At 69.1% G+C, this 13049-nt stretch carries 11 protein-coding genes and 1 pseudogene; 5 read left to right on the top strand and 7 right to left on the bottom strand.

Translation table 11 applies throughout. From position 1 onward, the window contains the following. Positions 1 to 173 precede the first annotated feature (173 nt). The 3 genes from GDI_RS17790 to GDI_RS17780 all read right to left on the bottom strand — a co-directional run bounded on the left by GDI_RS17790 (position 174) and on the right by GDI_RS17780 (position 4031). Positions 174 to 1085, bottom strand: coding sequence for an HlyD family efflux transporter periplasmic adaptor subunit (locus GDI_RS17790; RefSeq protein WP_012228510.1), 912 nt, complete (start codon positions 1083 to 1085; stop codon positions 174 to 176). A gap of 217 nt (positions 1086 to 1302) precedes the next feature. Next, the gene (locus GDI_RS17785; protein WP_012228508.1) at positions 1303 to 3528 is read right to left on the bottom strand and encodes an FUSC family protein; all 2226 of its coding nucleotides are present in this window, start codon (positions 3526 to 3528) and stop codon (positions 1303 to 1305) included. Next, complete coding sequence (locus tag GDI_RS17780) at positions 3525 to 4031, bottom strand: MarR family winged helix-turn-helix transcriptional regulator (RefSeq protein ID WP_012554472.1); 507 nt, start codon at positions 4029 to 4031, stop codon at positions 3525 to 3527. The genes GDI_RS17785 and GDI_RS17780 overlap by 4 nt, the downstream gene beginning before the upstream one ends. 271 nt (positions 4032 to 4302) lie before the next feature. Here GDI_RS17780 and GDI_RS17775 point away from each other — a divergent pair, with 271 nt between their 5' ends. Next, the gene (locus GDI_RS17775; protein WP_012228504.1) at positions 4303 to 6747 is read left to right on the top strand and encodes a TonB-dependent receptor; all 2445 of its coding nucleotides are present in this window, start codon (positions 4303 to 4305) and stop codon (positions 6745 to 6747) included. 40 nt (positions 6748 to 6787) lie between these two features. Next, entirely contained in the window at positions 6788 to 7888 is a 1101-nt protein-coding gene (locus tag GDI_RS17770; RefSeq protein WP_041249912.1) for a glycerophosphodiester phosphodiesterase, read from the top strand. 9 nt (positions 7889 to 7897) lie between these two features. Here the strand turns inward: GDI_RS17770 and GDI_RS20675 are convergent, their stop codons facing one another. Both GDI_RS20675 and GDI_RS20670 read right to left on the bottom strand, forming a co-directional pair. Next, positions 7898 to 8107, bottom strand: coding sequence for an extensin family protein (locus GDI_RS20675; protein WP_408735219.1), 210 nt, complete (start codon positions 8105 to 8107; stop codon positions 7898 to 7900). Next, positions 8061 to 8453 (bottom strand): annotated as a pseudogene (locus GDI_RS20670) (extensin family protein); the annotation flags it as partial. The pseudogene GDI_RS20670 and the gene GDI_RS20675, both read right to left, overlap by 47 nt. 288 nt (positions 8454 to 8741) lie before the next feature. Here GDI_RS20670 and GDI_RS17760 point away from each other — a divergent pair. The 3 genes from GDI_RS17760 to GDI_RS17750 all read left to right on the top strand — a co-directional run bounded on the left by GDI_RS17760 (position 8742) and on the right by GDI_RS17750 (position 11546). After that, positions 8742 to 8990 carry a DUF2171 domain-containing protein gene (locus tag GDI_RS17760; RefSeq protein ID WP_012228485.1) on the top strand — a complete coding sequence of 83 codons (249 nt, stop codon included), beginning with the start codon at positions 8742 to 8744 and terminating at the stop codon, positions 8988 to 8990. A 449-nt stretch (positions 8991 to 9439) separates the two neighbouring features. After that, positions 9440 to 10300 (top strand): glucose 1-dehydrogenase, encoded by an 861-nt coding sequence (locus GDI_RS17755; RefSeq protein WP_012228481.1) that lies wholly within the window; start codon positions 9440 to 9442, stop codon positions 10298 to 10300. Beyond that, on the top strand, positions 10293 to 11546 hold the full coding sequence (locus GDI_RS17750; protein WP_012554468.1) for an AGE family epimerase/isomerase: 1254 nt from the start codon (positions 10293 to 10295) through the stop codon (positions 11544 to 11546). The genes GDI_RS17755 and GDI_RS17750 overlap by 8 nt, the downstream gene beginning before the upstream one ends. 115 nt (positions 11547 to 11661) lie before the next feature. Here the strand turns inward: GDI_RS17750 and GDI_RS20015 are convergent, their stop codons facing one another. After that, on the bottom strand, positions 11662 to 12054 hold the full coding sequence (locus tag GDI_RS20015) for a hypothetical protein (RefSeq protein ID WP_162098037.1): 393 nt from the start codon (positions 12052 to 12054) through the stop codon (positions 11662 to 11664). Continuing rightward, entirely contained in the window at positions 12051 to 12947 is an 897-nt protein-coding gene (locus tag GDI_RS17740; RefSeq protein WP_041249593.1) for a VOC family protein, read from the bottom strand. Before GDI_RS17740 ends, GDI_RS20015 begins: the two co-directional genes overlap by 4 nt. Positions 12948 to 13049 lie beyond the last annotated feature (102 nt).

Raw genomic sequence — 13049 nt, 5'->3', positions numbered from 1 at the left:
TTTGAAAGATGTGTGCCCGCAGACGTGGGCTGGTGAGCGAGAGCGGCCCGCAGGGCCGCGCCCGGCGTGTGTCCGCGCGCACCGGAGCGGAGCGGCCTTGATGGCCGTGAGCACCGGAGCACAGCGGATGCGCGTCGGATCGCCGCCAGCGTGCGTCTGCGGGCACACATCCCTTACAGGTGGTCTTGCAGCCAGGTGGTCAGGCGCCCCCGCTGGCCGCGCGACTGCGGGCCGACGGTGACGGTGCAGGTCATGCCGGCCGCCAGGGTGATGCTGTCGGGCACATGGTCCAGATGGACGCGCACGGGAATGCGCTGCGCCAGCCGCACCCAGGTGAAGATCGGGTTGACGTCCTGCAGGCCCAGCCGGTCGGGGGTGCCGTTCTGGTCGTTGATGCCGCGCGCGATGGACACGACATGGCCGGGGATGATCTGCTTGTAGCCCATCAGCTTGACGCGGGCGACGTCACCGACATGCACGCCCCACATCTTGGTTTCCTCGAAATACCCGTTCACCCAGTAGGAATCGGCGTCGATCACCGCCAGGCGCGGCTGCCCCGCCGTCAGGTAGTCGCCCACCCGCAGGTTCAGGTTGGTGATGTAGCCGTTGACCGGCGAATACAGCACCGAGCGCTGCAGGTTCAGCTTCGCCAGGTCCAGCGCCGCCCGCGCCGCATCCACCGCCGCGATCTGCGTCGCCACGTTCGAGTTGAACACCTCCTGCTCTTCCGCCGAGACGATGCCGCCCAGCCCCATGCGGCGCTTCGCGTCGTTCTGCTTCAGCTTCAGGTCCTCCAGCGCCCCGTCCAGCCGGGCCTGCGCCTCGCGGATCGCCAGCCGGAAGCGCACCGGGTCCAGCACGAACAGCGGGTCCCCCCTGTGCACGAACTGGTTGTCCACCACCGGAACCTGCACCACCGTGCCCGGCACTTCCGGCGCCACGTCCACCACATACACCCGCACGCGACCGTCGCGCGTCCAGGGGGCAATCATATACGTGTCCCACAGGGTCACGCCCATGACGATCGCCAGCGCAACAACGCTCAGGGTCAGGACCACGCGGATCAGGGTGCGCAGAAGGGGCATATCGCTCTCGAAACTTTTCTTTTTCGTTTGTCGGACGGACCTTACCGAAAACCATCGCACGCAGGCATACCTCGCCCCCGCGCACAGCGCGAGATGTCGCGGCGCACCTATGCCCCCCCGCCATGCCAGCACCGCGCGGACCGCGAGGCTGCTTCAAAAGTCCCGCTGCCGGCGCGTCCTTCGCGCGTTTCCTGCGCTCCGATGCGGCCCGTCGCGATCAGCCATGGACGACCCGCCCCAGGATCACGCTATAGGCCGGCACGGGCGCCGCCAGCGTGCGCCGTGCGCCCGGCATGTCGGGGGCAAGCTGCAGCGGCCCGTGCCGGTGGAAGAAGCCCGGAACGGCGCGCAGGATATGGGCCGCCTGGTCCAGGCACGCCGCCACGCGCCACGCCGCCAGCCCCGCGTCGGTGCCGGTGTCGGCGCCGGCCCGCATCGCGTCCGCCGCGCCCTCCAGCCCGCGCGCGGTGCCGTCCGGGTCGCGGCGCAGGCGCGCGAAGCCACCCAGCGCCGCATGCAGGGCCGCGCGGTCCCGCGCCGCCAGCGCCGGCCCGTCGGCGATGCGCCGCGCCCGGATCACCAGCCGCCCCAGCGACACCGACGCCAGCGCGGCGTCGATACGGGCCTGCCGTTCGGCCGGCGGCATGCACAGCGCCAGCCGCTGGACCATGCGGGTGGTCTTCTGGACCTGCAGCCCTTCCCACGCCACCCACGTCCCGGGCCCGTCGGGCAGCACCAGCGCCAGCCGGCGCAGCGAACGGGTGATCGACGCGGCCAGCCGCGCCGCGTCCAGCCGGTCGTCGGGCGGCAGGATGACGCGAAAGCCCAGCACCAGCAGCGCGCTGGCCATCAGGAACGCCATCCAGGTATTGGTCAGCGCGATGTCGTCATAGCGAATGGGGTTGGAGACATCGAGCTGCGCGGCAAAGAACACCGAATAGCCGAACGCCCCGATGCCCCAGCGCGGGCTGAACTGGATCCACGCGCCCGGCAGCACGAAGGCGCACAGCACGAGCCACAGCAGCGGAAAACCGTCGATGCGCGGCAGCGCCAGCATGTGGCACGCCACCCCCGCCGGCACCGACAGCGCGGTGCCCGCCGCCATCAGCACGCTGGCGCGCGACGCCGACGGCGTGGTCGAGATCAGGCTGGACGCGGCGACGATGTACAGCATCAGCATCGGCCCGGAATGCCAGTGCAGCACATACCAGATCAGCCCGGCCAGGAGCGTGATGATCCCGCCGCGCGCGCCGTTGCGCAGCGCGCTGGGCCAGTCCAGGAACCAGCGCAGCCGGACCCGGCGCGGCACCGCGTCGCCCGTCAGGATGCCCATCACCGTATCCAGTTGCGCCAGGATGTCGCGCACCGTGTCCATGGCCGCCAGCAGCGCCGTGCCGTCCGTGGCGGCCGCCGCGCGCTCGTCCGCCGCCAGCCGGTCCAGCGCCGCGCCGATCCGCGCGCGGACCGGGGCCGGATCGTCCACCCATCCCGGCCGCGCCATCAGGTCCAGCAATTCCGTCATCAGCGCGGCGATACGCCCGTGCAGCCGGCGCAGGTCGGGCGCGTCGCCATCCATGCCGCGCCACAGCGGATGATAGGTGGCGACGATGCCGGCCAGGCCGCTCAGCCCCACCCGCAGCGCATTGACCCGGCGGGCGATTTCATACGTGTCGGTCGCGGCATATTCCACCGCCGCGCCCAGCCCGCCGATCCGCGCCAGCAGCGCGCCGCGACTGTCGTACAGCGGCACCGGCATGGCACGGAAACCGGACAGCCCGGGCTCGGCCACCGCCTGGTCCCGCACGGGCGCGCCCTGGTGGAATTCGTGAAAGGCCAGCGCGTGGGCCACGACATCGCGCATCACCTGCCCGATCTGGGTCAGCACCTGCTGCGGCCGGCGGGGCGAGGTCGCCATGAACACGATCGCGGTGGCCACGATGCCCACCGTGACCGCCGACAGCCGCGACATGGCGCTGAGGAAGATCCCGTTGGGATCGGCATAGGACGGTGCCGCGACGATGACGATCGTATAGCCGCTGAGCACGGCGGCATAGGCGCGGAACAGCCGCAGGAAGGTCGCGACCAGGCAGGCGAAGGCCACCGCCACCGCCAGCACCATGACATACAGCACCGGCGACTGCGCCAGCCCGGCCATCAGCGCCACGCTGACGGCCGCCCCCAGCACGGTGCCGATGATGCGCCAGACGCTCTTGGACATCAGCGCGCCGACCGTGGGGTTGGCCACGATCATCACCGTGGTCACCGAACTCATGGGGGATTCGAGCTGGAACGTGAACGCGCAATACAGCGCCAGGCCGATCGACGCGAACACGCGCGCGCAGAACGCCGCGCGGCCCCCCATGTCCCGCCAGCGCACGGAGTCGGTGAACACCGCCGGCACAAGGCGCGGCCACACCGGGGCCGACCGGACCGGTCCGGTCACGGCACGTCCCGGCCGGCGGCCGACGCGCGCTCGGCATTCAGCAGGATGCGGTCCAGCAGGCCCACCAGCCCCGGAATGGCCTCACGCGGCAGGCCCGCCGTCATCTCGCGCTCCAGCCGGGCGGAAATCTCGTGGAACTGGCGGCATTTTTTCCGCCCCTCGGGCGTGATGAACAGCCGGTTGGCCCGCCGGTCGGCTTCGTCGGGCCGGCGTTCCACCAGGCTGGCGGCCTCCAGCAGGTCCAGCACCCGCACCAGGGCCGAGGTATCGGTGTTCATCGCCGCCGCCAGGTCCCGCTGCGAGGTCCCGTCCGGCATCATCATCAGGTACGCCATCGGCCGGAACCCGGCGACGCTCAGCCCGGTGGGCTTCAGCGCGCGTTCCAGCCGGGTGCGCCACACCGCGCCCAGCCGCATGATGCGAAAGGTCACCGCCATGTCCCGGAACCGGGATTCGTCGATATTCAGGAAGCCGCGCGGCCCCACCCCCTCATCCCGATCCACGATTCCTCCTTCTCCGGCGCCGGACCCATAATGGCCCAGGCACTAATTGCCATGGCAACTGGTTTCATGGCAACCGATTCCCGGGGTAATTCCCTCCGTCGGCAAACGCCGTGCCGACCGGCCCGCCTGTCTTCATTTCTTCACGATTCCGATCCGGTTTCCGAAGCCCTGTGTTCGGATCGCATCGTCATCAAACCTTCACTGCCAGGCGAGCGGAGCGATTGGATAGGAGGTCGGCCACAGCTTCACCTTCCGAAGGGTTGCCGCACCCATGTCCTTCCGTACGCCTTCCCGTCTCCAGGCCGCCGCGATCCGGACCGGCCTTCTTCGCACCAGCCTGGCCGCCTTCTGCTCGGCCCTCGCGCTCTCCACGGCCCATGCCGACCCGGCCGCCCAGCCCGCGAACGGCACGCCGGCCACGACGGGCACCCCGGCCCGCAAGGCGCCCGCCGCCGCCCCCCGCCTTACCGCCGCCCCGGCGGTCGAGCAGATCATTTCCACCGCCCGCCGCACCCGGTCGGAACAGAGCGTGGGCCAGGTGCAGATGCAGCGCATCCTGCCCGGCATCAACCCGGTGAAGGCGCTGGAAATCCTGCCCGGCGTCGTCTTCGAGGATGCCGATCCGTGGGGCAACAACGAACAGAACTCCTCGCTGTTCATCCACGGCTTCAACCAGAACCAGCTTGGCTTCACCATGGACGGCGTGCCGCTGGGCGACCAGTCGTACGGCAATTTCAACGGCCTGTCCCCGCAGCGCGCCGCGATCAGCGAGACGATCGGCATGGCCTCGGTCGCGACCGGCGCCGGCGCGCTGGGCACGGCCTCGACCAGCAACCTGGGCGGCACGCTGGAATTCCAGACGCAGGACCCGCTGCACCGCGCGGGCGGCCAGTTGGACCAGACGTTCGGAAGCTGGTCGACCTTCCGCACCTTCGCGCGGATCGATACCGGCGATTTCGGCAACGGCAATTCCGCCTATGTCGCATGGGCGCGGCAGGACGCGCGGGCCTGGGATTTCGACGGCCACCAGGGCGGCAACCAGGTCAACGCGAAATTCGTGCACCAAGGCGACAACGACAGGATCACGGGCTTCTTCGACTGGTCGGACAAGGTCGAGCCGAACGAGGACGGAATCGTCGAACCCCAAGGCGGCGACCTGTACAAGCGTCCCTTCCTGTATCCGAACCTTCAGCAGGCCATCAATTATTACAACAATTCGGCGGCCTACAAGGCGGCGGGGCTGAACTACCGCAACTACTATTCCGACGCCCAGCGCGAGGATTTCCTGTCCTACATCAAGTGGTCGCATGATTTTTCGTCCCACCTGCACTGGGACAACCAGATCTACTACCATCACGACCTGGGCGAGGGCGTCGTGGCCGGTCCGATCACCGCCGCCGGCCTGCCCGCCCTGTTCGGCGCCTATTTCCCCGACAATTCGGCCCCCCAGCTCTCGCAGGTCTTCGGCGGCTCGGGCATGGCCACGCGCACCACGGAATACTGGGACAATCGCGGCGGCCTGATGTCCACCCTGCGCTACCAGCTCGGCCATCACCATATCGAACTGGGCGGCTGGTACGAACGCAACAACAACACCCAGGCCCGGCGCTGGTACGCGTTCGACGCCGCCGACCCGACCTCGCCCTACGACCGGCAGCAGAACCCGCTGATCCACCAGTACACCAACTATTTCTACACCAACACCTGGGTCACGCATCTGCAGGACACGTGGCAGGTGTCGCGGAATTTTTCGCTGAATGCCGGCTTCAAGTCCGAACTGGTCTATACCAACGGCACCCTGCCGGTCGCGGGCCTGCCGGGATCGCTGTCCCCCAAGACCGCCATCACCGTACCGGGCGGCACGATCGCGGCGGTCAAGCCGTTCCTCCCCTCGTTCGGCGCGCTGTGGAACCTCACGGGCCACGAGCAATGGTTCGCGAACATCCAGGAAAACATGCGATCGTTCCAGGATACGGGCTACGGCAATGCGTCCCCCTGGGGCGTGACCAGCCAGCAGGCGTTCCAGGATTTCAAGGACCACGGCCACCCCGAAACCGACTGGACGTATGAAACCGGCCTGCGCACCAACCGCCCCCTGTCGTTCGGGCCGCTGACCAACATCAGCGGGCAGCTTGAATATTACCACGTCCATTTCTCGAACCGGCTGCTGGCGGTCTCGTCCTCGCCCAACCTGGCCTCGATCGTCGGCAGCGCCACCATCCTGACCAATGTCGGCTCGGTCACGACCGACGGCATGGATTTCTCGTTCACCACGCAGTTCGGGCCGCATTTCTCGTTCTATAACGCCCTGTCGTACAACAAGTCGGTCTATAACGATAACTATGCCAACGGCACCACGATCGTACCCACCGCCGGCAAGAACGTGGCGGGCGTGCCGAACTGGACCGAGAAACTCGTCGCCTCGACCAACTGGGGCGATTTCAACGCCCAGTTCATCGGCGACGTGATCGGCAAACGCTACACCACCTATACCAACGACCTGTCCGCCAGTTCCTACGCGCTGTTCAGTGTCAATGCCGGCTACACCATCCACGGCATCCCGCACGTGCGCGGCCTGAAGGTGCAGGGGAACATCACCAACCTGACCGACACGCGCGGCTGGTCCACCTTGAACATCAGCAACGCCTCGGGCCAATATACCGCCTTCCCCATCGCGCCGCGCATGTTCTTCCTGACCCTCAGCGCCACGTTCTGAAAAAGGCCTGGCGCCCAGCCCGGATTCCAAGGTTCCCATGATGCCGACACGCCGACATACTCTCGGGCTCCTGGCCGCGCTTCCTCTCGCCCGGCCGGCCCGCGCGGCGCCGTCGCTGGCGCCGCGCCCGCTGGTGATCGCCCATCGCGGCGCGTCCGCGCTGCGGCCCGAACACACGCTGGCCTCCTACGCCAAAGCCATCGCGGACGGCGCGGATTATGTCGAACCCGACCTGGTGCCCACGCGCGACGGCGTTCTGGTCGCGCGCCATGAAAGCAACATCGCCGGCACGACCGATGTCGCAACCCGGCCGGAATTCGCATCGCGCCGCCGCACGCTGACGATCGACGGCACGCAGGAAACCGGCTGGTTCACCACCGATTTCACGCTGGCGGAACTCAAGACCCTGCGGGCGCGCGAACGGCTGGGCCCGGTCCGGCCGCAGAACACCCGCTATGACGGGCATTTCGACATCCCGACCTTCGAGGAGGTCATCGATTTCGTCGCCGCGGAATCCGCCGCGCGCGGCCGCGTGGTCGGGCTGATCCCCGAGATCAAGAACTCGACCCACTTCCACGCCCTGGGCCACACGCCCGAGGACACGTTCCTGCGCGTGATCGCGGCGCACGAATACACCCGCCAGGCCCCGCTGGAGGTCCAGTCCTTCGAGACCGGAAACCTGCGCGCCCTGCGCGGCAAGGTGCAGGCGATCAACCCCCGGGCCCGCCTGATGCTGCTGATGGGCGAGCGCGGACAGGCCGTGCCCGACATCGCGGCGGCGGGCGGCCGCGCCACCTTCGCCGACCTGATGACCCCGGACGGATTGCGGGAGGTCAAATCCTATGCCGACGTCATCGGCCCGTCCAATACCGACCTGATCCCCCGCGACGCCTCCGGCGCGTGGCAGGCCCCCACCACGCTGATCGACGACGCGCACCGCGCCGGCCTGCTGGTCCATTCCTATACCTGCCGCCCGGAAAACCGTTTCCTGCCCCGGCAGCTTCGCAACGCGGCGGGCGACGACGCCCGCAATCCGGAAGGCTCGATCGCCGAAATCCGGCGTTATCTCGACATGGGGCTGGACGGCTTCTTCACCGACGATCCGGCACTGGGCCGAAAAGCCGTGGACGACCCGATTTAAGGGGCGGCCTCAATCGCACAACCCGCCGCCCGTGGCCTGCAGATGCAGATGGCCGGCGTGCCACGCATTGTAGTCGGGTGACAGGACGATGCCGAACAGACGGCATGCCCCCGCCCGCACGCGGTGCAGGAACGCCGCCTTGCCGCCCGTATCCTTGCCACGCCCCGACCGAAACCTCCCGCCCGTCCGCCAGGATGAAACCCGATACGTCGATCGCATCGGCCCCGGCATGGCTGCTGGCGGCGCCCGGCCGGTCGCGGATGTCGCGGCAGGCATAGGTCCCGGCCTGGCGGATGGCCCGTACGCCCTGGCCGAACACGGCGCGGGCCGCGGGTTCGGCCACGTCGGTCTGGAACATCGCCCACCGCACCGCCAGCCGGCACGAGGCCGGGAATCCGTCCGGCATGGCGGGGGCCGCTCCCCCCTCCACCCGCACCGCATCCGGCACGACGCAGCGCCCGCCGGTCCCCAGCGCCACCGGCCGCACGCGCAGCGCCGCCGTCGCCAGCGCCGCGCGGCACAGGGACGGCACCGCGTCCAGGACCCGCAGCTTGACCGGCGTCATGAACGTGCGTTCGGCCCGCAGGTCCAGCGGGCGGGTGGGGTCATAGGCGGCGGGCAGCCACGCCCGGTGCAGCACCAGCGCCATGGCCAGCGCGGCCAGAAGCGCGCACCACGCCACCAGACGCAGCAGGCGACGGTATCCGCTCATGCGGTCGGGTCCTCGCGCCTCTGTGATTCAACTCTGCCGGCCCCGGGCGTTGACTCGGTATGGCATGCGGGCCGGGCCGGACATCCTGCCCGATGACGTCCGCATGCCGAAACCGCAATCGCCCGATGCAAGGAAACCGACATGATCGCGAGCGACACAATCCATCCCGGCATGGCCGTCATGGGGTCCGACGGCGTCAAGATCGGCGTGACGGACGAAGTGGAAGGCAAGACCCGGCTGAAACTGACCAGCGAGGACGGCGCCTACCATTTCCTCCCGCTGGACGAGGCCATGCGCATCGAGGGCGAATCGATCATCCTGCCCACCCCCGCAGCGAAGGCGATCGCCGATTTCGACCGCGACATTCCCGCCGGCGAGGACACGACCTGACCGGCGGGACCACCACGCCTCAGTTCAGCGTCACGTCCGCATGGGTGGCGGGGATGAAGGTGGACAGCCGAGCCTGCCGCCCTGGCGCGAGAGGTAGCGCTTGGCATCGCGGGTCGTGACATCCACGTCGCCCATGTCCAGCGGCATGATCCTGCCGAACCAGCAGAGCGAGCAGGCCGTAATATCCCTCGGGCGGCGGTGTCGTAATTCGAATTCAACATCGCACCCGATACTGGACGACCGGATCCAGTGTGGAAATACAGTCCGATTCGGCCGCAGTGTACGGCCCGCCATGCGGCGACTCATCAGCAGCAGGACTTCCGCAACCGCCCCTTAACCGGAAATTCAGGCAACAGCCCGTATCCCGGGGCGTTCCCCCTCTGGAACCTGCCGGCTGCCGCACCGCGATCGCCGCCGGCCTGTCACGCCCCTCGACGCGGAGAACCCCCATGGCCCAGAGCATTCCCCCCCAGAGCCAGGACCATCAGCCGGGCGTCGAACGCCTGCTGCAACCGCCGGCCGAACATATCCGCCCGGATTATCGCGGCAGCGGCAAGCTGGCGGGGCGCCGCGCCCTGGTCACGGGCGGCGACAGCGGCATCGGCCGCGCGGTGGCACTGCATTTCGCGCGAGAGGGCGCGGATGTCGCGATCCTGTACCTGGAAGAACAGGACGACGCCCAGGAAACGGTACGCCTGGTCGAGGCCGAGGGCACGAAGGCCCTGGCCATCCAGGGCGACGTGTCCAGCAGCGCGGTCTGCGACGACGCCGTGGCGCGCACCGTCGCGGCCTTCGGCGGCCTGGATATCGTGGTGAACAATGCCGGCGTCCAGTATATCAGCGACGACCTGACCGACATCACGGACGCCGTCTGGCAGCGCCACATGAACGTGAACGTCAACGGCTATTTCTACATCACGCGCGCGGCCCTGCCCTACCTGGGCAAGGGCAGCGCGATCATCAACACGTCCTCGATCAACGCCTTCGCCGGCAACAAGTCCCTCGTCGCCTATTCCACGACCAAGGCGGCGGAACTGGGCTTCACCCGCGCCCTGGCGCTGCAGCTTGCCGGGAAGGACATCCGCGTCAACGCCGTGGCCCCCGGCCCGATCTGGACCCCGCTGCAACCCGCAAGCTGGGGGCCGATCGACCCGCAGGCCGTGGCCGACATGGGCAAGAGCACGCCGTTGGGCCGGATCGGGCAGCCCAGCGAAATGGGGCCGGCCTACGTCTATCTGGCATCGGACGACGCGTCCTACGTCACCGGCCAGACCGTCCACGTCAATGGCGGCATGATCGTCAATGGCTGAGGCGCTTCCGTCGCTGATGCTGCCGGCGTCAAGCTGGCTGCGCTCGGCGCCCCATCGCCGCTGGCTGGATCTCCAGGGCCAGCGATTGCTCGATTTCTCGAAACCCGCGCGGATTCCGGACGGTTTCACCGCCCTGGGCGACGACGGCCGGCCGATGAAGGACGGCGGCGCGGACAGCATCCTGACGGCGCGGATGACCCACGTGTACGCGGTCGCCGCCGGGCGCGGCCTGCCCGGCTGCGCGCCGCTGGCGGCCCATGGCGTCGCCAGCCTGCTGGGGCCGCTGCGCGATCCCAGGCATGGCGGATGGTTCGAAGGCCCGGCACAGGCGGGCGGGCGCAAGCAGGCCTACCTGCACGCGTTCGTGGCCCTCGCCGCGTCCTCCGCCGTCGTGCAGCACGTCCCGGGCGCGGACCAGCTTCTGAAAGAGGCGCTGGATGTCTGGGACCGGCATTTCTGGAGCGAGGACGAAGGAATCTTCCGCGAGAGCTTCGCCGCCGACTGGTCGGACGAGGAGGACTATCGCGGCGCCAACGCGAACATGCATTCGGTGGAAGCATGCATGGCGGTCGCGGACGTCACCGGAAACGCCATCTGGCGCACGAGGGCGCTGCGGATCGTCGAACGCGTGATCCACACGCTGGCCAGGGGCGCCGGATACGCGGTCCCGGAACATTACGATCGCAACTGGACTCTTCTGAAGGACTTCCACCGCGACAGGCCGACCGACGACCTGCGGCCCTACGGCATGACGCCGGGCCATTTCGTCGAATGGGCGCACCTGCTGCTGAAGCTGGAGGCCGCGCTGCTGCGTGAGGGCGGCTCCGCACCGCCCTGGCTGCTGGACGACGCCATCGGCCTGTTCCGCACGGGCATGCACGCCGGATGGGCGCGGGACGGCGCACCTGGCCTGCTCTACACCGTGGGCTGGGACCTGGAACCCGTGGTGCATAACCGCCCCCACTGGTGCCAGGCCGAAGCCATGACCGCCGCCGCCGCCCTGCTGAAACGCACCGGCCACGGGCAATACGAACACTGGTACCGGACCATCTGGGACTATATCGACCTTCACATGATCGACCGCGGGCAGGGCGGATGGCTCCAGGAACTCGACCGCCACAACCAGCCTTCGGCCGTGGTGTACCAGGGCAAGGCCGATCTCTACCACGCCTGGCAGGCCACGCTGACCCCGCTGCTGCCCCTGGCCCCCAGCTTCGCCACCGCCGTCGCGATCATGGATAACTGACGCACCCTGCGAGGCGGAGTGCGCGAGCGGTCCGGGCCTTGAGGGCATGATTGGGCAAGGCCGATCATGCCCTCAAGGTTTTTGCTTTCAGAGCATCTTCACGTCACGATCTGCCCTAGCGGCCGTGGCCGCCGCCCCCGTGACCGCCCCCGCCGCCGCCGCCACCATGGCCGCCACCACCCGGACCACCGCCGCCACCATGGCCACCACCGCCGGGCCCGCCGCAATGCCAGCCGCCACCGCCGCCACGACCGCCGGGTCCACCGCCGCCATGCCAGCCGCCGCCCCCGCTGCCATGCCAGCGCGGGCCGACGGCATAGCCCCGGCCCCAGCCGCCGCCCCAGCCGGGTCCACCCCAGCCGCCGCCGCCCCAGCCGCCGCCATAGGTCGAATAATACCCGCCGCCATAATCGTCGTAGCCGTCATACCCGACGCAGCCGCCCAGCAGCGCCACCATGGCCCCCGCGCACCCGAAAGCGACCCACCATCCCGATCGTTGCCGTGTCATTTCGCGTCCCCCGCGGGCGTGCCGCCCGGATATTCCATCACACCGAAGACGGCACCGGACGGATCGGCCAGCAGGGCCACCATCACGCCGTCACGGTCGGGATGCGGCTGCACCACGACATGCCCGCCCAGCGCGGCCACCTGCTCGGCGGCGGCGCCCACGCCGGGCACGCGGATGAAGCGGACCCAGCGCGCGATCGCGGTCGGCGGAAAGCCGGGCGGCAGCGCATTGAGCGTGCCCCGCGCGTTGCCCTGCGAACTGACGATGAAATGGCCACTGTCCACGGCATCGCTCTGGTAGCCGAACAGCGTGCCGTAGAACGTCGCGGCCCCCTGCGGGTCGCTGGTCAGCAGCGCGCTCCAACTCCACGCGCCGACCGGGTCCTCGCCGTCGGCCGGGTCACCGCTCGACGAGGTCAGGGCGGCGAACACCGCCCCCTTCGGGTCGGCCAGCACGGCCTCGCGCCCCAGGCCGGGAACGTCGCGGGGCTTGAACATCACGTGCGCGCCCAGCGCCGCGCCCTGCGCCGCCAGGTGATCGACATCGCCGGTCGCGATGAAGGGCAGCCAGATCGGCCGCTGGTCGGGATTGGTGAAGGGACGTTCCAGCAGCGCGGCGACGATGTGCCCGCCGTTCAGCGCCACGGCATAATGCAGCCGCCGGACCGGCACATCCTGGAACGTCCAGCCGAACATCGCGCCGTAAAACCGCTCCGCCGCCGCCAGGTTGGGCGTGACCAACTGCGTGAACACGATCTTGCCCGGCATCTGGCTGCCGGTCGCGGGCGTCGTCAGGGGCGGAAACCCGCCGGAATGCGCATGGGCCGCCGGTGCGGCGACCGCAACGGTCAGCAGGGCCGGAAGCAGGCAGGATCGTCGCAATGAACGGGGCACGTCGTCTCTCCATGATATTGCTCGTATTCCTACGCGCGGCATGGCGTTTCGTCCGTCCCCCGGCCCGGACGCGCAGGCCGGGGCAGCCCTGCCGGAACGTCA

It is taken from the genome of Gluconacetobacter diazotrophicus PA1 5, assembly GCF_000067045.1.
GTDB classification, from domain to species: domain Bacteria; phylum Pseudomonadota; class Alphaproteobacteria; order Acetobacterales; family Acetobacteraceae; genus Gluconacetobacter; species Gluconacetobacter diazotrophicus.
This window is presented reverse-complemented; position numbering and strand designations above follow the sequence as displayed.

Coding starts and splice junctions, on each gene's coding strand:
- GDI_RS17790 (WP_012228510.1), bottom strand. CDS start 1,085: ATGCCCCTTCTGCGCACCCTGATCCGCGTGGTCCTGACCCTGAGCGTT.
- GDI_RS17775 (WP_012228504.1), top strand. CDS start 4,303: ATGTCCTTCCGTACGCCTTCCCGTCTCCAGGCCGCCGCGATCCGGACC.
- GDI_RS17770 (WP_041249912.1), top strand. CDS start 6,788: ATGCCGACACGCCGACATACTCTCGGGCTCCTGGCCGCGCTTCCTCTC.
- GDI_RS20675 (WP_408735219.1), bottom strand. CDS start 8,107: ATGCGATCGACGTATCGGGTTTCATCCTGGCGGACGGGCGGGAGGTTT.
- GDI_RS17760 (WP_012228485.1), top strand. CDS start 8,742: ATGATCGCGAGCGACACAATCCATCCCGGCATGGCCGTCATGGGGTCC.
- GDI_RS17755 (WP_012228481.1), top strand. CDS start 9,440: ATGGCCCAGAGCATTCCCCCCCAGAGCCAGGACCATCAGCCGGGCGTC.
- GDI_RS17750 (WP_012554468.1), top strand. CDS start 10,293: ATGGCTGAGGCGCTTCCGTCGCTGATGCTGCCGGCGTCAAGCTGGCTG.
- GDI_RS20015 (WP_162098037.1), bottom strand. CDS start 12,054: ATGACACGGCAACGATCGGGATGGTGGGTCGCTTTCGGGTGCGCGGGG.